General features: G+C 54.4%; 17 protein-coding genes. 10 read left to right on the forward strand and 7 right to left on the reverse strand.

Annotated elements, in window-relative coordinates:
* Window positions 1-66: 66 nt before the first annotated feature.
* Window positions 67-1,548, forward strand: coding sequence for a DASS family sodium-coupled anion symporter (locus G462_RS22680; RefSeq protein ID WP_051326719.1), 1,482 nt, complete (start codon window positions 67-69; stop codon window positions 1,546-1,548).
* Between the two features lie 106 nt (window positions 1,549-1,654).
* Window positions 1,655-3,103 carry a class-II fumarase/aspartase family protein gene (locus G462_RS22685; RefSeq protein ID WP_051326720.1) on the forward strand — a complete coding sequence of 483 codons (1,449 nt, stop codon included), beginning with the start codon at window positions 1,655-1,657 and terminating at the stop codon, window positions 3,101-3,103.
* 142 nt (window positions 3,104-3,245) lie between these two features.
* Here the strand turns inward: G462_RS22685 and G462_RS0112120 are convergent, their stop codons facing one another.
* The 4 genes from G462_RS0112120 to smc all read right to left on the reverse strand — a co-directional run bounded on the left by G462_RS0112120 (window position 3,246) and on the right by smc (window position 10,568).
* Window positions 3,246-3,635 (reverse strand): hypothetical protein, encoded by a 390-nt coding sequence (locus G462_RS0112120; protein WP_035477617.1) that lies wholly within the window; start codon window positions 3,633-3,635, stop codon window positions 3,246-3,248.
* Between the two features lie 169 nt (window positions 3,636-3,804).
* The gene (ligA, locus tag G462_RS0112125; RefSeq protein ID WP_026959223.1) at window positions 3,805-5,820 is read right to left on the reverse strand and encodes an NAD-dependent DNA ligase LigA; all 2,016 of its coding nucleotides are present in this window, start codon (window positions 5,818-5,820) and stop codon (window positions 3,805-3,807) included.
* 63 nt (window positions 5,821-5,883) lie between these two features.
* On the reverse strand, window positions 5,884-7,122 hold the full coding sequence (gene zipA / locus G462_RS0112130) for a cell division protein ZipA (RefSeq protein ID WP_026959224.1): 1,239 nt from the start codon (window positions 7,120-7,122) through the stop codon (window positions 5,884-5,886).
* 20 nt (window positions 7,123-7,142) lie between these two features.
* On the reverse strand, window positions 7,143-10,568 hold the full coding sequence (smc, locus tag G462_RS0112135; RefSeq protein ID WP_026959225.1) for a chromosome segregation protein SMC: 3,426 nt from the start codon (window positions 10,566-10,568) through the stop codon (window positions 7,143-7,145).
* 95 nt (window positions 10,569-10,663) lie between these two features.
* On the opposite strand from smc, the gene cysZ reads away from it, so the two are divergent.
* Window positions 10,664-11,446 (forward strand): sulfate transporter CysZ, encoded by a 783-nt coding sequence (gene cysZ / locus G462_RS0112140; protein ID WP_026959226.1) that lies wholly within the window; start codon window positions 10,664-10,666, stop codon window positions 11,444-11,446.
* A gap of 25 nt (window positions 11,447-11,471) precedes the next feature.
* The gene (locus tag G462_RS0112145) at window positions 11,472-11,783 is read left to right on the forward strand and encodes a hypothetical protein (RefSeq protein ID WP_157378612.1); all 312 of its coding nucleotides are present in this window, start codon (window positions 11,472-11,474) and stop codon (window positions 11,781-11,783) included.
* Window positions 11,784-11,802: 19 nt separating this feature from the next.
* On the opposite strand, the gene G462_RS0112150 is transcribed toward G462_RS0112145, so the two are convergent.
* Complete coding sequence (locus G462_RS0112150) at window positions 11,803-13,260, reverse strand: HD-GYP domain-containing protein (protein WP_026959228.1); 1,458 nt, start codon at window positions 13,258-13,260, stop codon at window positions 11,803-11,805.
* 267 nt (window positions 13,261-13,527) lie between these two features.
* Between G462_RS0112150 and cysK the strand changes: the two genes are divergently transcribed.
* The 5 genes from cysK (at window position 13,528) to G462_RS0112175 (ending at window position 18,099) form a co-directional block, all read left to right on the forward strand.
* Entirely contained in the window at window positions 13,528-14,496 is a 969-nt protein-coding gene (cysK, locus tag G462_RS0112155; protein ID WP_026959229.1) for a cysteine synthase A, read from the forward strand.
* 398 nt (window positions 14,497-14,894) lie between these two features.
* Complete coding sequence (locus tag G462_RS0112160) at window positions 14,895-15,152, forward strand: HPr family phosphocarrier protein (protein WP_026959230.1); 258 nt, start codon at window positions 14,895-14,897, stop codon at window positions 15,150-15,152.
* A 49-nt stretch (window positions 15,153-15,201) separates the two neighbouring features.
* Window positions 15,202-16,929, forward strand: coding sequence for a phosphoenolpyruvate-protein phosphotransferase PtsI (gene ptsI / locus G462_RS0112165; RefSeq protein ID WP_026959231.1), 1,728 nt, complete (start codon window positions 15,202-15,204; stop codon window positions 16,927-16,929).
* A gap of 45 nt (window positions 16,930-16,974) precedes the next feature.
* Window positions 16,975-17,484: a PTS glucose transporter subunit IIA gene (gene crr, locus G462_RS0112170; RefSeq protein WP_026959232.1), complete on the forward strand. Its 510-nt coding sequence runs from the start codon at window positions 16,975-16,977 to the stop codon at window positions 17,482-17,484.
* A gap of 129 nt (window positions 17,485-17,613) precedes the next feature.
* On the forward strand, window positions 17,614-18,099 hold the full coding sequence (locus G462_RS0112175; RefSeq protein WP_026959233.1) for a GNAT family N-acetyltransferase: 486 nt from the start codon (window positions 17,614-17,616) through the stop codon (window positions 18,097-18,099).
* Between the two features lie 102 nt (window positions 18,100-18,201).
* On the opposite strand, the gene G462_RS0112180 is transcribed toward G462_RS0112175, so the two are convergent.
* Together G462_RS0112180 and G462_RS0112185 are read right to left on the reverse strand one after the other, a co-directional pair.
* Window positions 18,202-19,449 carry a carbohydrate porin gene (locus tag G462_RS0112180; protein ID WP_026959234.1) on the reverse strand — a complete coding sequence of 416 codons (1,248 nt, stop codon included), beginning with the start codon at window positions 19,447-19,449 and terminating at the stop codon, window positions 18,202-18,204.
* 210 nt (window positions 19,450-19,659) lie between these two features.
* A complete protein-coding gene (locus G462_RS0112185; protein WP_026959235.1) occupies window positions 19,660-21,777 on the reverse strand; it encodes an alpha-galactosidase in 2,118 nt (705 codons plus the stop codon).
* A gap of 358 nt (window positions 21,778-22,135) precedes the next feature.
* On the opposite strand from G462_RS0112185, the gene G462_RS0112190 reads away from it, so the two are divergent.
* The gene (locus G462_RS0112190) at window positions 22,136-23,140 is read left to right on the forward strand and encodes a substrate-binding domain-containing protein (protein WP_026959236.1); all 1,005 of its coding nucleotides are present in this window, start codon (window positions 22,136-22,138) and stop codon (window positions 23,138-23,140) included.
* Window positions 23,141-23,181: the final 41 nt, after the last annotated feature.

Below are 23,181 nucleotides of genomic sequence, written 5' to 3' on the forward strand. Positions count from 1 at the left end.
TATGCGATTGTTCAAAGTTATCCTCAGGATTAACGTACGCACATCCTTAATACGTTAATTACTTTCATGTCAGATTCCGCCACACTATCCTCGCCCGTAGCCGACACGGGCTTCGCTCCGAGCCGCCAACTGGCAGCACGGCCGCTACCTCTGGCCATCATATTATTGGTCGCCGCTATCGCCTGGCAGCTACCTGCTCCGGGCGCGCTGAGCCAAGCCGCCTTCCACACTGCGATCGTGTTTATTGCCACGATTGCTGCCATTGTGGCCAATGTGATGAGTACTGGCGCGATTGCGATTGTCGCTATGGCCGCATATTGCATTCTCCGCCCTGCCGGGGAGGCCAGTGCCGCACTGGCGGTAAACAATGCCTTGGTCAACTTCAATAACGCGCTGATCTGGCTGATTGTGATCGCCTTTATGATTGCCCACGCATTTAGCAAAACCGGACTGGGGCGGCGTATTGCGCTGTTGCTGCTCAGCCGCTTAGGTCAGTCGAGTCTGCGGGTGGCCTACTGCTTGGGTTTGGCGGATTTTCTGATTGCTCCGGCTACCCCGAGTAACACTGCACGTGCAGCGATTATCTCACCGATCTCTCACTCCTTAGCCCAGACCATTAACGCGAAAGACCGCAAGCTTGGGCAATTCTTAATGTCTAGCTCCAGCGCCATGAACGATGCTTCCGCAGTGGCATTCCAGACCGGCTTTGCCGGCAACTTGGCACTGGTGGGCATTGCCACTACAGTTGCCGGCGTCAGCCTGAGCTTTACTCAGTGGCTGGGCTATTTGCTGGTACCTGCACTGGCCTTGCTGATGCTGCTGCCGCTGGTGTTGTATCGGGTTATCCGCCCACAAACCCAGCAAACGCCTCAGGCCCCTGCATTCGCCAAGCGTGAACTGGCCAAGATGGGGGCTACCACGCGCAATGAATGGGTACTCATCGGCGTGTTCATTGCACTTATCGTCATGTGGGTCGGAGGCAATGCACTCGGTATCCATGCCACCGGCGCAGCGTTTATCGGCCTGTCTGCCTTGCTGCTGTTGGGCGTGCTTAGCTGGGATGACGTCAAATCAGAGAAAGGTGCCTGGGATACCTTGGTGTGGTTTTCGGTACTGATGGGCATGGCTGAGCATCTGCGCAATCTGGGCTTTACCAGCTGGGTCGGAGATGGCGTATCAGAGGGTTTGTCTGCTCTTCTGGGCGCCTCCTCGCCAATGCTCTTGCTGCTGGCGATGATGTGCTTCTATCTGTTTACCGCCTACTTCTTTGCCTCTGCCACCGCCAAAGTCGTCGCGCTGGCCCCCGTTCTACTGGGCGCACTCATCGGCCTACACGTCGACCCACTACTGGCCACCCTGTGCGTGGCGGGGGTAACCAATCTTGGCTGCAACCTCACCACCTATAGCCATGCGCGTAACCCTTTGCTGATGGGCTATGGCTATCACAGTGACAGCGAGTGGATGAAGCTCGGGCTGGTTATCGCCGTCGCTGCGATGGCGATCTTTATGAGCAGCGGCCTGCTGTGGTGGCGTGCTCTGGGCTTATAGAGCTTTACAACTTATAGCTATCTTGCGAGCAGTAGCGTGCCCTTAGCTGCTGCTCGCCTCCTTTACGGGTTGCCCTCGGGCAACCGCTAACAACAAGAGATAAACCATGAAACTTAACAAGCTTGTGATTGCCAGTGCGCTGGCACTAAGCACCCTACCCGCCACCTTAATCAGCAGCGCTCCCGCGTTGGCGGAGGCGCACGCTGAGCACACCGCCGTTAGCGTGTTCGACTCACGGGTCTACCGCGACCTGTTCGGCACGCAGGCGATGCGCGATATCTTCAGTGACCAAGCGCTAGTGCAGCATTGGATAGAGGTTGAAGTGGCGCTGGCTAAGGCTCAAGCTGAGATGGGAATGATCCCTCAGGCGGCCTATCGTTCCATCAAGCAAGCTGCCGACGAGGTAGAGATCGACTTTGATGTGATGCGCCAAAACACCAACCGGGTAGGTCGAGGCATTAACCCGCTGCTTGGCCAACTACGCAAAGCTGGCGACGAGAACGTGGCAACCTACCTGCACTTTGGCAGCACCACTCAAGATATCATGGACACTGCCACCGTGATGCAAATCGACAAAGGCATTAAACAGGTGCGTCACGAGCTGCAACAGCTGGCCTTGCACTTGGCGGATCTGGCTGAGCAACACAAGGCCACGGTGATGCTGTCTCGCACCAATGGCCAAGATGCTATTCCAACAACCTTTGGCCTGCACCTGCTTACCTACTTGAGCGAACTGGACCGCCATATTGACCGCTTAGACGAGGTTGCCGCGCGCCTGACCGTGCAAATCGGCGGTACCGTGGGCACTCTGTCCGCTTACGATGAGCAAGGCTTGGAGCTGCAAGCCGGTGTTGCCAAAGAGCTTGGCTTTAAGGTGCCTGAAGCGCCGTGGAACCCAAGCCGTGATACCTTCGCTGAGGTAGTGCAAACCCTGGCGCTGGTGAATGGCACCTTTGGCCGTATCGCCATCGATGTAAACAACCTAAGCCGCACTCAAATCCTAGAGATTCAAGAAGGCGAAGGCGGTGCCAGCTCCACCATGCCGCAAAAACGCAACCCACGCGCCTCCGAGTTTATGGGCGGCCTGACTCGTATGGCCAGCATGTACAACAGCGCGGCTATGGATATGCTTAGCCACAGCGATACCCGCCAAGGCTCACCGTGGATCCTGGAGTGGTCAGTAATCCCCGACTCATTTATGGTGACCGACCAAAACATCCACCGCGCCCAGCGCCTGTTCGACCAACTGATCGTCAACCAAGACCGTATGCTGGAGAACTTCGAGGCCTCACAGAACTATGTGATGTCGGAGTCGGTGATGAATGACTTGGCTGAGAAGATCGGCCGCGCCCAAGCCTACGACGTGGTAAAAGATGCCATTGCCGATGCAGCGCCGGGCACCCACTTCAATGATGTAGTGCGCCAAACGCCAGCGATCACCGATGTGATGAACGAGCAAGAGATTGCTGCCGCACTAAACCCAGCCAACTACCTGGGTGTGGCAGAGCAAACCGTGGAGCGAGCAGTTAGCCGTTTGCGTGCCAAGCGCGGTTGATCGAACGATAGCGCGGTTACTCAAGTAACAGTGCTGCTGACTAAGAGTTAGCGCAGCGAGGCCACTTGTTTAAGTGGCCTTTTTCATGCCGCTAAAGCGTCCTGTTTGTGACTTCGCAGCTACAAAAACCACTCAAACACACTTAGATAAACAGGTAGGCAGCGGAGTAGATAACAAAAGCGAGAATAAGTGGGATCCAGCCCAACATTAGGTAGGCCAAGATTAGGAAGCCTGGTTTTTCGGACTTATAAAACGGGCACTCAATCAAACTCAGTAAATGCTCAACAGACGATTTGATCTTAGAGTAGGTCCGATACTCAATGGGTAGCCGATGAAGAACCTCGGGAGCCCCAAAGACCAGCAACAGATGAACGCTGACTACCGATACAAAAAGCGTTACTCCTGACAGATAGCTTTCACCTAATACAGTTAGGCTGTAAGCGATAAGAGTGATGGGTAAGCCAATCAGCAAATAGCCGAACAAGCAGATTACCCAGATATCACCCAAGATGATGTTGATTCTTCTCGTCATGTTAATACCGCATTTTCTTTAACACAGAGTCGATCGTGTAAAGGCAAACCAAGCCGAGCAAGGGCCACCTCAAGCTAGATTGGCAAACGCCGGATACTCGCTAACTGAGAACAGGCAACAACAAGAACAGCCGCTAGCTAGCGGCTGTTCTTGGGATTAAAAAACGAACTTAACTGCGCCCGAGCATGCTCAGCAGTTGCTGCTCATCCCACACTTCGATACCTAAGTCTTGGGCTTTGGCAAGTTTAGAGCCAGCAGCTTCGCCAGCCACCAGCAGATCGGTTTTCTTGGATACTGAGCCGGTCACCTTGGCGCCCATATCCTGCAGCGCTTGCTTAGCTTCGCTGCGGCCGAGTTGGCTTAAGGTGCCGGTGAGTACCACAGTTTTACCCGCTAGCGGCTGGGGCTGATCGTCATTGGGCTCTTCGATAACGGGCCAGCGCAGCTCTTCGGCCAGCTGGGACACCAGCTCAAGATTGGTTTCGTCTTTGAAGTAGAAGTGCACATGCTTGGCGACAATCTCGCCGACATCGCTCACCTCTTGCAGGCTTTCCACCGAGGCAGCAATAATCGCCTCCAGGCTCTTGTAGTGCTGCGCTAAGTTAGCTGCGGTGGCTTCGCCCACTTCGCGTACGCCCAGTGAGTAGATAAAGCGGGCCAAGGTGGTCTCGCGCGCCGCTTCTACGCCTGCCAGCAGCTTGTCCACTGACTTCTTGCCCATTCGCTCAAGCTGCAGCAGCTTAGTGCGCTGCTCATCGAGGTGGAATAGATCGCTGGGGCGCAATAGCAGCTCGGCGTCCACCAGCTGCTCCACCAACTTATCGCCGATGCCATCGATATCCAGCGCCTTGCGCGAGACAAAGTGCTTAAGCGCTTCTTTGCGCTGAGCGCCACACTGCAAACCGGCCACACAGCGCGCCACCGCCTCACCTTCGATACGCTCGACATGGCTGTCACACACCGGGCAGCGCTCGGGGAAGACGATATCGGCGGCATCATCAGGGCGGCGAGTTAGCACCACCTGAGCGACCTGCGGGATCACATCGCCCGCGCGGCGCACCACAACGGCATCACCAATCTTCACGCCTAAGCGCTCAATCTCATCGGCGTTGTGTAGGGTGGCATTGCTAACCGTTACACCACCTACAAATACCGGCTCCAGCCGCGCAACCGGGGTAATCGCGCCGGTGCGGCCCACCTGAAACTCCACATCGCGCAGGATGGTGATCTCTTCTTGAGCCGGATACTTGTGGGCGGTGGCCCAGCGCGGCGCGCGCGCAACAAAGCCGAGCTGTTGTTGTAAGGGCAGGCTGTCGACCTTGTAAACCACCCCATCAATCTCGTAGGCCAAGCTGTTGCGGCGCTCGCCAATTTCTTGGTAGTAGCTTTGACAGGCGCTGGCCGCTTCCACGGTGCGTACTTCAGGGCACACTGGCAGCCCCCACTCTTTAAGCTGCATCAGATTCTGGTAGTGGCTATCGGTCAGCGCCTCGCTGACAACACCGATGGAATAGGCATAAAACGCTAAGGGGCGTGTGGCGGTAATCCTTGGGTCGAGCTGGCGCAGGCTACCGGCGGCCGCATTACGCGGATTGGCAAAGGTTTTATCGCCACGTTCGCGGGCTTGTTGGTTGAGCTTGTCAAAACCAGCCTTTGGCATGAACACCTCGCCGCGCACTTCTAAGCGCTCCGGCCAGCCTTCGCCGCGCAGCTTAAGCGGAATGGCGCGAATAGTGCGGATATTCTCGCTAACGTCTTCGCCAGTAGTACCATCGCCACGGGTGGCGGCGCGCTGCAGCTCACCGTTCTCATACATCAGGCTGATCGCCAGACCATCGAGCTTGGGCTCGACACAGTAGCGCAGTGTCTCGGTGCTGGAGAGGCGATCTTGGATGCGCTTTTCAAAGGCCTGCAGCTCTTCTTCGCTGAATACGTTGTCCAGCGACAACATCGGCATCTCGTGTTGGATCTGCGAGAAGGCCTCAAGCGCCTGACCTCCGACCCGCTGGGTCGGCGAATGATTCCCCACCAACTCAGGATGCTGCTGCTCCAAGGCCTTCAGCTCGCGGAATACCCGGTCATACTCGGCATCGGGCACCGAGGGGTCATCCAGCACGTAGTACTGATAGTTATAGTCTTCAATCTGTTGGCGCAGGGTCGCCATCTGCTGCTGAATATCGGTCATTGCTGCTCTCTGAAACACAAAGGGCCTTTCCAAGGAAAGGCCCTGAATCATATTTAGGTAAAACTAATGGGTAACCAGTTGCTTACGTTCGTACTCGCGTACCCGCTGCTCGTAATGGTTAACGGTCTGCTTGGTCAACGGATTACGTTGGTCATCAAGCAGCACCGCGCCAAGGTTCTTCGCCAGGCTGCTGGCGGTATTGAACATCAGCGAAAAGTTCTTGGTTGGCATGCCGGCACAGGGCACGGTCATAAACAGGGTGATGCCGGTGGTTTCAAAATCATCCATATTGTCGATATCGAAGGTGCCGGGGTTCACCGAGTTGGCCAGGCTGTAGATCACCGGGCTGTCGCTATTGCGATCGAGGTGGCGATGGAAGATATCCATCTCGCCAAACTGCATGCCCTGCGAGGCCAGACACTCCAGCAATACCTCGCCTTTGAACGGCTTACCGCGTGGCGCTGAGATATTTAGCACAAACACATCGTCGGGCTGATTCGGGTCTTTCTCTTCGACCACCGGCTCGGGCTCAGCGCTGTCCATACCCTCGGGCAGTGGATTGGTGGTTTCCATAAACGAAGGCGGCTCGATATCGGCGCTGGGCTTGCTCGGCGCTGGCGCGTCGGCCACAGACGGAGAGCTCTCTGGCGCAGCTTCGACCGCAGGCTCGCTGTTCACCCCTTCGATTTGCGGCGCGTCATCAGACAGGCTGCTTTCAAGCGTTGGCGGTACTGCCGGCTCTTTGGCTGGAGCTTGGGCAACCGGCGCAGCGGTTTCGCCACGTTGAATACGCTGTTTAACCTGCTGACTTAGGCTGGCAGGTTGCGCGGGCTCGGCAGCAGGTTTGACCTCGGCTGGCTTGGCTTCGGGTTCCGATTTAATATCATCAACCGCACTGAAGTGGAATTGCGGCTCTTCGCGGCCGGTACTTTTCTCTGCGGCGCTGGCAGCAACTGAATCACTAATTTGCGGCTCAACGCGCGCGGGCTCTTGTTCAGTTTGAGCGGCTTGCTCAGCCTGCTGGGCTTGCTGGAACTGTTTTTGGAAATCAGCGGCCTCTTTAGCTTGCGCGTGTTCCACCGCCTGATCGATGGGGTCGCCGCCTATCACGCGCGCTTCGCCCAAACCTAACTCGTCAAAGCCTTGATCATCACGTGATGCATTGCCTTTTTTCGACTTACTCGATTTGGCACTTACCAATTTTTCTGGGCGTTGCTTACGGCTGCTCCAAAATCCATGGGCCAACAAGGCAATGATCAAGATAATGCCAACGATGATCAGTACGATGCGTAGTTCCTGCATGTAATTCTTCTCTTTGTATCCTATTCCACCATGGCGAACGCTTCCGCGATATCCACAGCGACCAATCGTGAAACCCCGGGCTCTTGCATGGTAACACCAGCAAGCTGCGAGGCCTTCTCCATCGTCACCTTATTGTGACTGATGAAAATAAACTGAACCGTATCAGACATACTATGCACCAAATCAGCAAATCGTCCTACATTAACTTCGTCAAGCGGAGCATCGACTTCGTCGAGCATACAAAATGGTGCGGGATTAAGACGGAATATAGCAAATACCAGCGCCAGTGCGGTAAGGGCTTTTTCTCCGCCAGATAGTAAGCTGATACTGGCGTTTTTCTTACCCGGAGGCCGGGCCATAATGGTCACCCCGGTCTCCAGCAGATCTTCTGAGCTCAGCTCCAGCCACGCGGTACCGCCGCCGAATACCTTCGGGAACAGTTGACGCAAATCAGCATCCACCTTATCGAAGGTTTCTCTGAAGCGTGCCCGGGTTTGCTTGTCGATTTTGGTGATGGCTTGGGCCAGCACTTCCAGCGCAGCTTCCAGATCGGCGATCTGCCCCACCAGTTCCTGATAGCGCTGATTCTGCGTCTCAAACTCTTCTTCGGCGGCCAGGTTAACCGCGCCCAAACGGCGCAAGCGCTGGTCTACTTGCTCCAGCTCTTTGTGGTAGTCCTGCTCAAGGCTGGCCTCAGGCAAGTCCATGGTGAGGTTTTTTAAGTCTTGGCCCTGTTCGGCCAGTTGCTCGAGAATAACCCCACGGCGGGTCAGCAGGCTTTGCTGCTGCAGCTGATGGTCTTGATTGAGCTGGTTGACCTCAGCCAACTGCTGCTGGGCGGTTTTGAGGCGTGCTTGTTGCTGTTGCTGCTCCTCGGTATGGCTCAGCAGCTCAGCCTGGATCTGTTGTTGCTGTTCTTCGCTTTCCACCAACTGCACCAGTATCTCTTCGATCTGAGCTTGCAGCTCGGCGGGGTCTTCGATCTGTTGATGGGTAGCGAGGCGCTCTAGCTGTTGGTTGAACTGGCCAAGCTGCTGCTCGAGCTGGGCACGGCTTTGCTGCTGGTGTTGCTGGCGGCTGGCCAGCTGCTGAGCGTTGAGCTGGGCTTGATGGTACTGCTGCTGCAGTGCCTGAGCCTGTTGCTCGGCTTGGCGCAGAGCACTGTGGGCGCGCTCACTGCGCGACTGCAGCTCTGCCAGCTGCGGCTCTAGCTCCAAGAGTTGGATCTGCAGCTCTTCCTCACTGGCCTCTAACTGTAGTAGCTGTTCTTCGTCTTCCGCCTGTTGCAGGTGAAGCTGCGCCAGCTGCTGGTTCAGTTGTTCGGCGCGCTGCGCACCTTGCTGTTGCTGTTGCTGCTCTAAAGAGACATCCAGCTTTAGCTGGTTAAGCTGCTGATTCAGGCCGCCGATATTGCTGGTGAGTGCACCCAACTGCTGCTGAATCGGCTCCAGTGCTTGCTGTTGCTGCTGATAGTGCTGCTCTGCCTCCGTCAGCGACGCTGCGTTTTCATCAACCTCAGCCTGTAGCTGTTGCTGCTCGGCGCGCAGACTCATCACCGCAGGTCTGCCCTGCCCCACGTTCAGGCACTGCCAATCACGGCCTAGCCACTCGCCTTGTGGCGTGAGTAAGGACTGCTGAGGCAGCAAATGCTGGCGCAGTGCAAAAGCCTGCTCGAGCTGCTCAACCAGCATCACCTCGCCGCACAGGTAACTTAGGTCAGCCCCATCGATTTGTGCCGCCAGCGTTGGCAAGCCTGCTAGCTGCCCGGCGCGCGGCAAGGGCTCGGCGTGGGCGCTGCGCAGCGCCAGCGCATGCTCAGCGGCCAGCTCATCGGCATACTCCGCCTCCAGCCACTGGCCTAACATGGCATCACAGGCCTTAGCCCAGTTAGGATCGATGGACAAGGCATCACGCAGTGGCTGGTCGGCGGCCGAGGGCACATTGGCCAGCAGCTGTTCAACATTCTCCAGCTTTAAGCTGATGGTTAGGTGGGCTTGACGCTGCAGCTCCAGCGCTTGCTTGGCCTGCTCGCTTTGCGCTTGCTGCTGCTGCAGGGTTTGCTGCTCGGCCAACTTAAGGTCTTCGAGCTCCAGCAACTGGGCCTGGGATTCTTCTTGTTGCAGCAATAGCTCTTCGAGGCGGTGCTGCTGCTCGGCGGGCAGTTGGGCCAACTGCTGTTCAACCTGCGCTACTTGCTGGCTATGTCGCCCTTGTAGCTGGGCGAAGTGTTGGCGCTTGGCCGCCAGTTGCTGCTGCTGGCTTTGTAGCTGCTGCCACTGCTGTTGGGTTTGCGAAAGCTGGCTGCTATCGCTTTGCGACGCGCCATGTTGCTGCTCAAGTGCCTGCTGCTGCTCTTCGATGGCTGCTTCGGCGACCAGCATCGCTTCTTCGGCCTGTTCGCTCTCTATAGCCAGCTGTTCAGCTTGCTCGTTGAGCTCAGTCAACTGTTCGCTGATTTGCTGCTGTTGCTGGGCGAGTTGAGCGCGCTGCTCTTCCGCCTGGCTCTGCTGCTGGGCGTGGAAGCGTTGCTGTTGCTCCAGCTTGGCCAGTTGGGTTTTCAGCTCGAACAATTGCTGCTGGTTCTGCTGGGCCTGAGCCTGCGAGTCGGCAATCTGATTCGCCGCCAAGGCCAGTTGGTTTTCCAGCTGGGTAATCTCGGTTTGCAGAGCCTGCTGGCGGTCCTGCTGCTGCTCGATAAGGCTGTCGAAGTTATCCAACTGGTAATCGAGGCGCTGCAGCTCTTGCTGGGCGATCAGCGCTTTTAGTTGGCGGTGGCGCTCGCGGTACTCACGATAGCGGCGCGCGGCCGAGGCCTGAGTCTTCAGCTTATTGACCTGCTGCTGCAGTTCGTACTCGATGTCTTTAAGACGCGACAGGTTCTCTTCGGTGTGCTTGATGCGGTTTTCGGTTTCGCGGCGGCGCTCTTTGTATTTGGAGACTCCAGCGGCCTCTTCGATAAACACCCTAAGCTCATGGGGCTTGGATTCGATGAGTCGGGAGATCATCCCCTGTTCGATAATCGCGTAGCTACGCGGCCCGAGGCCGGTGCCCAAGAACAGGTCGGTGATGTCTTTCTTGCGGCACTTGGCACCGTTTAAGAAGTAGGTATTCTGAGCCTCACGGGTGACCTCGCGGCGTACCGCAATCTCGCTATAGCTGGCGTACTCGCCGCCGAGGCGCTGCTGCTGGTTATCAAACACCAGCTCTACCGACGCCTTAAACACTGGTGCGCGGCGGGTGGAGCCGTTAAAGATCACGTCGGTCATGGCATCGCCGCGCAGGTTGCGGGCGCTGCTCTCCCCCAATACCCAACGCACCGCATCAATCACGTTCGACTTGCCACAGCCGTTCGGCCCGACAATCGCCGTCATATCGGTGGGGAAAGGGATTTTGGTGGTCTCTACAAAAGACTTAAATCCTGATAAACGGATTTGTTTAAGTCGCATCGGGCCTTGTTGATCAGTTCTTGCTGGCACAGCACTTTACCAAAGCTCACGACGCTTTGTAATATGACGCACTATAAAGGCACAAGGAATGAGCGATGAACCACAAACAAATTGCCTCAAAAAGCGGAATTAGCTATTTTTTTCAAGGACTAAACATCATCAAGCAGCCGGGGATCCGCCCCTTCGTAGTGCTGCCCTTGCTGGTTAACCTGCTGCTGTTTTTCGGGCTGTATATCTATATCTTCTACAACCTAGGAGCCTGGATTGACCAGATCTTGGCAGAGCTGCCGTCGTGGCTGTCTTGGCTTAAGTGGTTGTTATGGCCGCTAATTACCGCAACAGTACTGCTGTTAACCGGCTTTAGCTTTGGAATACTCGCCAACTGGATCGCCGCGCCCTTTAACGGCCTGTTGGCAGAAAAAGTGGAAGCCAGCCTCAGCGGCGAGAACCTCGGCGACACCACCATCTGGGCCGTGATGAAAGACCTGCCACGTATTCTAAAGCGCGAATGGCAGAAGCTATGGTACTGGTTACCCAAGGCGCTGGGGCTACAGCTGCTGTTTTTAATACCAGCGGTGGGCCAAACCATCGCGCCGCTGCTGTGGTTTTTGTTCACCGCCTGGATGATGGCGATTCAGTACATCGATTATCCCTTCGACAACCACAAGGTGGCCTTTGCCAACATGCGCGATGAACTCAAGCAGGACCGGCTACGTAACCTAGGTTTTGGTGCCGTGGTGGTGCTACTAAGCGCCGTACCCTTGGTGAACATACTGGTGATGCCCATTGCAGTTGCGGCCGCCACCGCCATCTGGGTTGAGCACTACCGCCCACAACATGTCGCGACCAGCTTATCGCACGACGACACAGCCAGCTAAGGGGATATCCCCGGGGAGGCCACACATGATTCGGGGATTATCAGCAACAATCGATTGGAAACACACCGCGCTACTGGCGCTTTTGGTCACTGGACTGAGCCTGCCAGCAACGATGGCTTCTGCCGCCGAGCAGATCTCCTACCAACAAGCCAAGAGCCTGGAGCTAAACCGTATCGCCAAGAAGCAGTTCCGAGACACGGTTAGCCTAGAAGGGGCCAAGCACAGTGCCCGGCAGTGGGTGACTGAGCAGCAAGCCAGTCATTACACGCTTCACATCACCACCCTTAATCGCAAACGGGATATCTACCGAGTGTCAGCGGTAGCCTACACCCAATAACTCGCACAGACTCTGGCGCTCACGCGGCAACGTGGGCGCCGTCTTGGTAGCGTTTGGCGATATCTATAAACTGCTGTTCGCAGGCCACAAAGGCTTGCACGATAGCGGGATCAAAGTGATTCCCCTCCCCCTCTAAGATAATGGCCTTGGCCTTATCGTGGGAGAACGCTGGCTTGTAAACCCGCTTGGAGATCAGCGCATCGTAGACATCGGCCAACGCCATCAACCGGGCGCTCAAGGGAATGGCTTCAGCGATTAAGCCTTGGGGATAACCTTTGCCGTCCCAACGTTCATGGTGATAGAGCGAGATCTCTTTGGCGTAGCGCAAAAAGGCGGTGTCTTGCTCGCTGAACTGCAACTCGGCTTGCTCGAGGGCATCGGCGCCAATCTGTGGGTGCTGACGCATGATGGCCCACTCCTCGTCATCGAGTTTGCCGGGCTTGAGCAGCACCGCATCGGGTATCCCGACCTTGCCCACATCGTGCAGCGGTGCCGATTTATAGATAAGCTCGATGTTGTCAGGCGTTAACTCCTGCTGGTACTGCGGCAATTGACTGAGATGGGTAGCCAGCGTTTTGACATAGTGCTGGGTGCGCAGAATGTGCGCGCCGGTTTCGTTGTCACGGGTCTCAGCCAACGAGGCCAGGCTGAGGATGGCAATATCGCGGGTTTGAGTCAGCGCTTGGCGGCTGGTGGCCAAACTGGCAATCATCTGATTGGTTTGCTCGGCGATCACGCCAAACTCGTCACTGCGACTCACGGTCACTTGATCGTTTAAATGGCCATTTCCCACCGCACTCATCACCTGCTGCTGCTCTTGCAGTAGCTGTTTAAGCACCCGCGAATAGCTGTAGATCACCCGCATCACGTAACCCAGAATAACCGCGGTCACAAAGCCAATCTCGGTGACGATGTAACGCTGAGCCTGTGCCAATGGGTATCGCTCGCTACCCACCATTACTAGCCATTCGAGGTCCTTGTTCACCACCAAAAACACCAGCGAGGCCATCACCAGCGACGAACATAGCGAGAAGCCGATAAACTGCTGCACAAACGAGCCCAGCGGTGGGATCAATGGTAGATGCTGTTGCTGCTTAAGCATTCTGGCTTGCTGCAACTGAAAGCCGAGCACCTGGTCACACCCAATAAAATAGCCAAGACAGAGCATGCCGAGAATCACCTTGGCGTTAGAGTGCCATGGCGCACCATAGCCCACGCCATTTACCGTTGCGATCAGCACACCAGCGCCAGCAAACAGCCCGATATACAGAACAAAACTGCGTTGCAGGCGACGCTCCACGCGAGCTTGCTCAACCCAACGCTGAAAACGAGCCCGGCACAGCGCAATCAGTGCAAAGGCAATCACAATCGGCGACAGTAACTGGCTAACGGTCTGGGTCTCTAAGAACGGGCATACCTGCACGCCGTAGATCGAAAAAAGCGCCATCGCGAGCAACAGATGGATGTTAAAACTCATAACCCCTCCCTGGGTAAATACTGCTTGTCGATCTCAACCGACTAAGTTCTTCTTTTCCAGAGCTTTTGGCTAATATTAGTTTGCTCAGCAAAGAATTTGCGCATTGAGTCACAACAAAAGCGGCAAATTCAAGGTCATATCACCTAATCACATAAGCTATAAAAATTCGTTACTTCAACCTAGAAATCAGATAGTTAAGCTAGGTACTGTAAACAGACCCGCTGGTCTTATTGAACCTTCCTCAAGTAAAGGAATAAAGGATACGTCATGGGAAAAATCTACGAAGACAATTCACTGACCATTGGCCGCACGCCACTGGTACGCCTGAACCGAGTAAGCAACGGTAAGGTACTGGCTAAGGTCGAAGCGCGTAACCCAAGCTTTAGCGTAAAATGCCGTATTGGCGCCAACATGGTTTGGGATGCTGAGAGAAAGGGCCTGCTAAGCGAAGGCAAAGAGCTGATCGAGCCAACCAGTGGTAATACCGGTATTGCGCTGGCCTTTGTTGCAGCGTCTCGTGGCTACCCCATCACCCTGACCATGCCTAACACCATGAGCCTTGAGCGCCGTAAGCTGCTTAAGGCACTGGGCGCAAACCTGGTACTGACCGAAGGCGCCAAGGGCATGAAAGGCGCGATTCAGAAAGCTGAAGAGATCCAAGCCAGCGACCCAGACAAGTACGTGTTGCTGCAGCAGTTCGAAAACCCTGCTAACCCAGAGATCCACGTGCAAACCACTGGCCCAGAGATCTGGGAAGACACTGACGGCGAGATCGACGTGTTTGTAGCCGGCGTAGGTACCGGCGGTACCATCACCGGTGTGAGCCGCTACATCAAACTGGAAAAAGGCAAAGCGATCACCAGTGTTGCGGTAGAGCCTACCGACTCGCCAGTAATCACTCAGGCGAAAGCCGGTGAAGACCTCACCCCGGGTCCACATAAGATCCAAGGTATCGGTGCCGGCTTCATCCCGGGCAACCTGGACCTTGAAATGGTTGACGCGGTTGAGCAAGTTAGCAACGACGACGCCATCGAGATGGCCCAGCGCCTGATGGAAGAAGAAGGCATCCTGGCCGGTATCTCTTCAGGTGCCGCTGTGGTAGCGGCTAACCGTATCGCTGCTAAGCCAGAGTACGCCGATAAGAACATCGTAGTGATTCTACCTAGCTCGGGTGAGCGTTACCTAAGTAGTGCGCTGTTCGCTAACATCTTTACTGACCAAGAAACCGTTCAGTAATCACCGCACAGCAACGAACACAAAAGCAGCACCCAGTGCTGCTTTTTTATGCGTGCAAAACTTAATTTTTTACTATAAATAACATCGAAAGTATTGAGCAGGAGTTGAGAAATACCTATACTCCACCCCGTCAAAAGGGCGCTGTGAAATGTTTCTCAATGTAACATTATGTATCATTCCTGAGACATAGTTTTTATCGTGAAATATCTTTAAAGCGCTGTTAATAAAGAGATTTTTGGCGAAACACGCAAGTTTTCACCAATGTATCATTGGCGTACGGCCGAGATTTGTTGATTTAGGTTAAATTTTGATGACAAGATTTGAGCTAAGGTCCCGGTCGAACGTACTAACTTTAAGCGTCTAAGCTTATAGCTAATTCACTAATAAGGAATGCACACATGTTCGAGAAGAGTGTTGTCATTACTGCAGAAAATGGTCTGCACACCCGCCCAGCTGCTCAGTTTGTTAAAGAAGCTAAAGCCTTCTCTGCAAACATCACCGTTGAAAGCAACGGCAAATCAGCCAGCGCTAAGAGCCTGTTCAAGCTGCAGACTCTAGGCCTGACCAAAGGCACCACTGTTGTTATTCGCGCTGAAGGCGAAGACGAGCAAAAAGCGGTTGAAACCCTGGTTGCTCTGATGGACGAGTTGGAATAAGCCCCTCTCCCCCACAGTCTTTAAACGAATTAACAGATAGGTACAGGTTATGATTTCAGGTATTCTGGCATCGCCAGGCATCTCGTTTGGTAAAGCCCTGCTGCTTGCAGAGCAAGAAGTAGTAATCAACCAAGCGAACATCTCTGCTGAGCAAATCGACAGCGAGATCCAACGCTTCCTCGATGGTCGCAGCACCACCGCTAGCCAACTTGAAGAGATCAAGGTAATGGCCGGCAAAACCTTCGGTGAAGAGAAAGAAGCCATCTTCGAAGGCCACATCATGCTTTTGGAAGATGAAGAGCTCGAAGAAGAAATCGTAGCCTGTATCAAAGAACAGCTGCTGTCTGCCGACAACGCGGTGAACACCGTGATTGAGCAGAACGCGCAAATGCTGTCTGAACTGGACGACCCTTACCTGCGTGAACGTGCCACCGACTTCCGTGACATCGGCTCGCGTCTGGTTAAAAACATCCTGGGCCTGGAGATCGTATCTCTGAGCACCATCACCGAAGAAGTGATCCTGATTGCCAACGACCTGACCCCGTCAGAGACCGCGCAAATCAACCTGGACAAAGTACTGGGCTTTATCACCGACATCGGCGGCCGCACCTCGCACACCTCGATTATGGCGCGCTCTTTGGAGCTTCCAGCCATCGTAGGTACCAACGACATCACTCAACAAGTGAAAAGCGGCGACATCATCGTTTTGGATGCCATCAACAACGAAGTTGTGATTAACCCAAGCGAAGACCAACTGAATACTTACAAGCAGCGCCAACAAGCCTATAACAATGAAAAGGCTGAGCTGGCGAAGCTTAAAGACCTACCAGCCGTAACCCTGGACGGCCACCACGCTGAAGTATGCTCAAACATCGGTACCCTCAAAGATGTTGACGGCGCACACCGCAACGGCGCAGAAGGCGTAGGTCTATACCGCACCGAGTTCCTGTTTATGGACCGTGACTCGCTGCCAACCGAAGACGAGCAGTTCAACGCCTATAAAGACGTTGTTGAAGCCATGCAAGGCCAGCCAGTGATTATCCGTACCATGGATATCGGTGGTGACAAAGACCTGCCTTACCTGGACCTGCCAAAAGAGATGAACCCATTCCTGGGTTGGCGTGCAGTGCGTATCTTCTTCGACCGCGAAGAGATCATGAACACCCAGCTACGTGCCCTGCTACGCGCCTCTGCCTTCGGTAAAGTTCGCATCATGTTCCCAATGATTATCTCTGTTGAAGAGATCCGTCAGCTTAAAGACGTACTGGAAACACTGAAGCAACAACTGCGTGATGAAGGCGTTGCCTTCGATGAGAACGTTGAAGTAGGCATCATGGTTGAAACACCAGCTGCAGCGGCAATTGCCCACCACTTAATCAAAGAAGTGGAGTTCTTTAGTATTGGTACCAACGATTTAACCCAATACACACTAGCCGTAGACCGTGGTAATGAGTTAATCTCTAAGTTATACAACCCGCTGTCTCCAGCAGTTCTTACTCTAATCAAGCAAGTTATCGATGCCTCGCACGCCGCAGGCAAGTGGACTGGCATGTGTGGTGAGCTGGCTGGCGACGAACGTGCAACACTGTTGCTACTGGGTATGGGATTAGATGAATTCTCGATGAGCGCAATCTCGATTCCTCGCGTGAAGAAACTGATCCGCAATGCAAACTTTGCCGACGTACAGCGCATGGCCGAACAAGCCCTGGCTGCACCGACAGCACAAGAAGTAGAAGCATTGGTAGATAACTTTATTCAACAACAGGCCGCTAACTAAACTAAGCTAGCAGCGACAAGAACTAAGAGTATTAGGAGCTCAAAAATGGGTCTTTTCGATAAATTCAAAAAAATGATTTCTGACGACGGCGCAAACGCAGCTGGCATCGAAATTATCGCTCCACTGTCTGGCGAGATTGTGGCAATTGAAGAAGTGCCTGATGTTGTATTTGCCGAGAAAATCGTTGGTGACGGTATTGCGATCCGCCCTGCTGGCAACAAAATGGTTGCACCTTGCGATGGCACCATCGGCAAAATCTTCGAAACTAACCACGCATTCTCACTAGAGTCTAGCGATGGCATCGAGCTGTTCGTTCACTTCGGTATCGACACCGTTGAGCTGAAAGACGAAGGCTTCACCCGCATCGCTGAAGAAGGCCAAGAAGTGAAGATGGGCGACACCATCATCGAATTCGATCTGGCTGTGCTGGAAGAGAAAGCAAAATCAACTCTGACTCCTGTTGTGATTTCCAACATGGACGAAATCAAAGAGATGAACAAGCTGTCTGGCGCGGTAACTGTTGGTGAAACTGCGGTACTACGCATCACCAAGTAAGTCACGCGACTTAATGCTTATCAGGCCACGCAATGCGTGGCCTTTTTTGTGCCCGCAAGGCGGCTGAGTTGACCCTTCGCCGCGAGTTATGGCACGCTCAGCCCATAGCATCAGAACAAGGATACCTCTGTGATAAGGGACGTTACCCCCGGCGACTACGACGCCATCACCACCATCTACAACCACTATATTGAACACGACACCAGTACCTTCGAAGAAGACACCATCTCAACTGGCGAAATGGCCAGACGCATTAAAGACGTTGAAGCCAGCGGCTTTCCTTGGCTGGTGATGGAGCAAGATGGCGAGCTCGTGGGCTATGCCTACGCCAAGGCCTGGCATGTGCGCAGCGCCTACCGCTTTACCGCCGAGCCAACGGTGTATCTGGCCCATCAGCATACTGGTGCTGGCCTCGCTACCCCACTGTACCAAGCCTTGTTTGAGCGGCTACGCGCCCAGCAGATCAAGCAGTTGATAGCGGTGATTACCCTGCCCAACCCCGCCAGCAGCCGCTTTCACGACAAGTTAGGGATGGAGAAAGTCGGCCACTTTAAGGATGTTGGCTTTAAGTTTGGCAAGTGGATGGATGTGGGTTATTGGCAGCTAAGCCTTTAATACCCGACTACGCCTTTAACAGCCGACTACGCCCTAGCGCAGAGACACAAAAACCGGCTTCATGCCGGCTTTCGTCAACTTAGGATGTTGTGTGTGGCGTGCTTACCACCAAGTTTCCAGGTTGAAACCGAAGGTCCACTCATCCACGCTGTCTTTGATGGCGGTCGCTTCGCCGTATACGCCATCACGCATCCACTCGTCGTTGGTTTCCGAGTAGGTGGCAAACAAACGAATGCTTGGACGTCCCCATGGGCCTTGGCCAGCTTGGAAGATCTGCGCCACGGTAACCTTGAACATGTCGTTGGTACCCGCGCCGTTTTGCGCTTCTACGCTCTCGTAACCCATTTCCATCGCGGTTGCCATAAAGTGGTTCCACTGGTACTGAGGACGCGCACCTACGCTGAACCATTTCTCGCCATCGTTGTTATCCAAGTTCTTGTCTTGATAAGCAATCGAGTACATCACAGCGAAGTCATCGTTGATGTTTAGGTCGCCGTGGTTGAAGATACGCCAGCTGTGGCCATCATGCTCAACACCGGTGTTGTACTTACGGTTTGAACCACCTTCAGCGCTCATCAGGCCACCGGCCAATGCATCGGTACCAAACTGGAATGCCAAGGTGTTGTGACCATAGTTCCAGCCTTGGTTGTAGAGCATCGACAACATCATACCTGAGGTGGTAATGTCATCTTCGTCGTAGCTGCTGTTTTGAGCAAACAGGTAGTTTAGACCCACGGTCAGGTTGGCAGAGTCAGACAAACGAATATCGCTTACGCGGGCATCCAGATGGTGCAAAGAGCGCTCGTCGGCACTTGAGTTCGGTGCCATCCAAGCGATGTGGCCTTTACCAAAGCCCAGATCCCAGTTTTCGATACCGACACCGGTACTTGAGGTGTCCCAGTACTTGATGTCGATCATGTGGACTTCGTGGCGACGGTAGAAACGCTCACCCGCCCAAATTGATGCTTGCTCTTGGCCTGAGAACAGGCCATGGCCGGCGCCCCACATCTGAATAATGCTCACATCTCCCCAGTCTTCGCCGCTTCCCAGCATCAACGTGGTGTCCCAGTACTGCTCACCATCACGCCATACATCGGCTTTAACACCCGCTTCCCACCAGTTCAGCTCGTTGCCCAATCGGTAGTTACCATAGCCTCCGGTGGCACGAATCACATCGTTGCGCTCGCCTTTGCCATCGTTGTGAAGATCGTTATCGGTGTAAATGTTTCCCCACTTGGCGTAGCCCATGTAAGTTAGGTTTTCTACCACTGGCTTTGCACTCGCAGAAGTGGCCGCAGCCCCCATAGAGATTGCTAGCGCAACCGATTTAGCCAAACGATGATGTTTCATTAATGTCTCCAACAAACACTAGTTGTTCTTAATTTGTGGAGCGAATTCTAATGACACATGTAAACGTTTACAGAGGCTTTCGCGAGAAGCGTGAGCAAGATCTTATTATTTTTTCTTTTACATTCAATGGCTTATAGGCGCACGCAAGCAGGCCCCAGCATAACTGCCGGAGCCTGTTTTCGAATCGTAGGTGTTATTGGCCTAAGGGGTTTACAGTTGCTGAATATGCACTAGCACAGCACTCTCTGAGTCCATAATTGGCATGGCCAAGCCGGCGCGTTCTAACCATTCGCCGGTTAGCTCGACCCCTTGCTCAGTCCACGCCGGTTGGCAAGCCACCAGACCTTCGAACAGATTTTCGGGATGGTCGATCAAGCGGACCTTGTAGCGCGCCAGTGGGTTCAAGCCTGGGATCCGCAGCGTAGAGCTTAGCGAATGGGTAGGCATCTGAGTTTGCGCCACCATCACCAGCGCTTCAGTGCGGTCACAGCAAACCACGCCATGGGCCATCTGCGCCAGTTCGTCGTCGACCGGGATCCGAAAGCTCTTACCGCTGTGCAGCAGCGGGCGGAAGCGTTTGTGCAACTCGATGTATTTTACAAAGCCCTGCTTCTCCTCGGCGCTTTCGCGGACCGGGTCCAGCTCGATACCCATGTGACCGAACAGTGCGGTGAGGCCTCGGAAGTTAATCGTGTGGCGACGGCGGGTGCTGTGACAGTGGCTGGCTCCGATGTGGCTGCCCATCACCTCGGGTGGGAAGAAGTAGCTCATGCCACGCTGAATGGTTTGCCGCTCAAGCGCGTCGTTATTATCTGATGTCCAGAAGCGGTGGGTCCGTTTGAGCACCTCAAAATCGATACGGCCACCGCCAGCGGCGCAGGACTCGATCTCAACCTGCGGATGCTTGGCGGCCAGCTTATCGACCAAGCGATAATAAGCTTCCACCTGTCCTTGCCCAGCCGCACGGCCATGGTGGCCGGGCTGCACGATCTCACGGTTCATATCCCACTTGATATAAGCGATGTTGTAGTGACTCAGGAAGTGATCAAGCCGCTCGAATAGATAATCAAACGCCTCTTTGATCTGCAGGTTGATGGCATACTGATTACGCCCGGTTGGCTGCTCGTAGCCTTCTACCCCGAGTAGCCACTCTGGGTGACTGCGGTAGAGATCCGAGTCCTTGTTGATCATCTCCGGCTCAAACCAGAGACCGAACTCCATACCGAGCTTGTTGACATGCTCTACGATCTTACCCAAGCCCTCAGGGTATTTCTGCTCATCGAGGAACCAATCACCCAAGGCAGCCTTATCGCCATTGCGACCTTTAAACCAACCGTCGTCGATAATGAAACGTTCAACGCCCATCTCGGCAGACTCACTGGCCATCTTCATGATGTAGCTTGGGTCATGATCAAAGTAGATCCCTTCCCAGGTATTGAGATGAATAGGCCGCGCCTTGTGGCTTAAGCGTTTTGCCAAGATCTGCTCGCGCACATGCTGATGGAAGTGCGCGCTCATGCCGTTTAACCCCTGGTCGCTGTAGCTTGCGTACAGCCACGGCGTAGTCAGGCTTTCGCCCTCACTCAGGCTAATTTCCCCGGGTAAGTACAAGGCTTCGCCTTGCACCATGCGGCGGCCATCGGTTTTAACGTCGGCGCGCATCCGGTGGTTGCCGCTCCATGCCAGGTGGAAGCCCCACACCTCGCCACTGGTTTCGCCAAAATGACGCGAGCCGGTAACAAACGCAGGATAGTGCTCATGAGAAGTGCGACCGCGTCGGTTCTCCTGAATGTAGCCGCCATGCTGCAGGCTGTGGCGCTGCTGTTGGAACTCGTGCACCCAGCGCCCGTAGTAGCTCATTAGCTCCTCGGCCCGCTCAGGTACTGGCAAGGTAGAGGCCAAACGGGTGACCTGATAGTCGCCCTTAGCGTCGTTGAATAGCTGGTGACGAACCTTTAGCACGTCATCTTCTTCCAGCACCAACTCCGTGCGCAGGCGCAAACCAGCGCGCTTGTCCACTGACACCAGTACCACATAGTGGGGCTGCTGCTGAACCTGCTCAATGGTAAACGCCGGCGCCCAGTCCAGACCATCGCGGTGTCCCTCAAGCCCGGGGCTTGAAAACACGCCACGTGCGAGCTCGGGATGCAGGCTTAACGATACATCCTTATCCAAGCGGCCATAGGGAACAGGACGCTTTAGTGCCAATGCCAGCTGCTCTGGCGGATGGTTTAAACGTTTTCCCCAATACAAGATCTCGGCATAGTCGCCGATCTCCAGTATCACCTCTGTGTGGCAACCACGCATGTGGACTAAGCTTTGCGCCATTATGTTTACCCTATTTCGAATTTGCGGCTAATTTACTGGTTTATGCCAGAGCATACTGTGACACAAGGCACAAAAGTAAACGTTTACACAGCATGTTTGACTAGCAACGCCCAGTTTCAGTGACCAGCGACAATTAGCCCTTCCCTATTAACTTACTGAGTTAACTGCGATATAACACAAGTGGCTGCGCATAATTTATGCTAGCGGCCACTTCGCTTGACCCGTATCACGTGCGTATAATTGGCAAACGTTAACATGTACCGCTCTTGCACTTGTGCAGTACAGATAGTGCACCGCTTCAAGTAATGGAATGCAACCACCGGTCAAGACCAATAATTAGCAAGCAAATACAAGATATATGTCAACGATAAAGGATGTAGCAAAGCTGGCAGGCGTATCAGTTGCCACCGTATCACGGGTGGTAAACCGCTCCCCTCGAACCAGTGAGAAAGCCATTAAGGCGGTAACAGAGGCGATGGAAGCGCTCAGCTATCGTCCCAATGCGAATGCGCGCGCATTAGTTAGCCAAACCACCCAAACCATGGGCGTGTTGGTGGGGGATGTGTCTAACCCCTTCTTTGGCGCAATGCTCAAGTCTATCGATTTGGTCTGCCGCGATCAGGGCAAGCACCTGTTAATTGGCAACGGCTATCATGAAGCGGATAGCGAGCGAGAGGCCATTGAAATACTGATCAACAGCCGCTGTGAGTCCTTAGTCATCCACTCTAAAGGCCTCAGCGATGAGGACTTAACCAAGTTTTGCAAGGAAGTGCCTGGCTTGGTGGTGATCAACCGCCAGCTCGATGAAGTGCCTGAACGCTGTATCTCGCTGGATAACTACAAAGGCTCTTATCTGGCCACCGAGTATCTGCTCAATCAAGGCCACCGCGATATTGCCTATATCTGCTCCGAGCACGACATCGAAGATGCCGATAGCCGCAAACAAGGCTACCGCGACGCACTGGCGGCTCATGGCGTCAGCCCACAAGAGCATACCATTGCCTATGGTTATCCCGATGAGCAAGGCGGCGAGAAGGCGATGCGAGATCTGCTCTCACGAGGCGTGAGTGTCACCGCCGTCGCGGCGTACAACGACTACATGGCAGCCGGAGCAATGGCCTGTCTGGAAGAGAGTGACATCGCCGTTCCCGAGCAAGTGTCGGTGATTGGCTTCGATGATGGCTTGATTTCGCGGTACATGAAGCCACGCCTGACCACCATTCGCTACCCCATTCAGCCGATGGCCGAGCAAGCGGCCAGATTGGCCCTACAGTTGGCCCAAGGCAGCTCCCCAGAATCTAGCCCGCACGTGTTTGTGCCCACCTTGGTCAAGCGTAACTCGGTTAAACCCCTTACTCAGTAATTTCCCTGTCTTAATAAGCAAACATCCCCCGCCGAGGCGAG

The organism is Aliagarivorans taiwanensis DSM 22990 (genome assembly GCF_000429505.1).
Classification (GTDB): domain Bacteria; phylum Pseudomonadota; class Gammaproteobacteria; order Enterobacterales; family Celerinatantimonadaceae; genus Aliagarivorans; species Aliagarivorans taiwanensis.

What these genes read in the sequence shown, in the direction of transcription:
- G462_RS22680 (WP_051326719.1), top strand. Translation starts at nt 67, where the DNA reads ATGTCAGATTCCGCCACACTATCCTCGCCCGTAGCCGACACGGGCTTC.
- G462_RS22685 (WP_051326720.1), top strand. Translation starts at nt 1,655, where the DNA reads ATGAAACTTAACAAGCTTGTGATTGCCAGTGCGCTGGCACTAAGCACC.
- G462_RS0112120 (WP_035477617.1), bottom strand. Translation starts at nt 3,635, where the DNA reads ATGACGAGAAGAATCAACATCATCTTGGGTGATATCTGGGTAATCTGC.
- ligA (WP_026959223.1), bottom strand. Translation starts at nt 5,820, where the DNA reads ATGACCGATATTCAGCAGCAGATGGCGACCCTGCGCCAACAGATTGAA.
- zipA (WP_026959224.1), bottom strand. Translation starts at nt 7,122, where the DNA reads ATGCAGGAACTACGCATCGTACTGATCATCGTTGGCATTATCTTGATC.
- smc (WP_026959225.1), bottom strand. Translation starts at nt 10,568, where the DNA reads ATGCGACTTAAACAAATCCGTTTATCAGGATTTAAGTCTTTTGTAGAG.
- cysZ (WP_026959226.1), top strand. Translation starts at nt 10,664, where the DNA reads ATGAACCACAAACAAATTGCCTCAAAAAGCGGAATTAGCTATTTTTTT.
- G462_RS0112145 (WP_157378612.1), top strand. Translation starts at nt 11,472, where the DNA reads ATGATTCGGGGATTATCAGCAACAATCGATTGGAAACACACCGCGCTA.
- G462_RS0112150 (WP_026959228.1), bottom strand. Translation starts at nt 13,260, where the DNA reads ATGAGTTTTAACATCCATCTGTTGCTCGCGATGGCGCTTTTTTCGATC.
- cysK (WP_026959229.1), top strand. Translation starts at nt 13,528, where the DNA reads ATGGGAAAAATCTACGAAGACAATTCACTGACCATTGGCCGCACGCCA.
- G462_RS0112160 (WP_026959230.1), top strand. Translation starts at nt 14,895, where the DNA reads ATGTTCGAGAAGAGTGTTGTCATTACTGCAGAAAATGGTCTGCACACC.
- ptsI (WP_026959231.1), top strand. Translation starts at nt 15,202, where the DNA reads ATGATTTCAGGTATTCTGGCATCGCCAGGCATCTCGTTTGGTAAAGCC.
- crr (WP_026959232.1), top strand. Translation starts at nt 16,975, where the DNA reads ATGGGTCTTTTCGATAAATTCAAAAAAATGATTTCTGACGACGGCGCA.
- G462_RS0112180 (WP_026959234.1), bottom strand. Translation starts at nt 19,449, where the DNA reads ATGAAACATCATCGTTTGGCTAAATCGGTTGCGCTAGCAATCTCTATG.
- G462_RS0112185 (WP_026959235.1), bottom strand. Translation starts at nt 21,777, where the DNA reads ATGGCGCAAAGCTTAGTCCACATGCGTGGTTGCCACACAGAGGTGATA.
- G462_RS0112190 (WP_026959236.1), top strand. Translation starts at nt 22,136, where the DNA reads ATGTCAACGATAAAGGATGTAGCAAAGCTGGCAGGCGTATCAGTTGCC.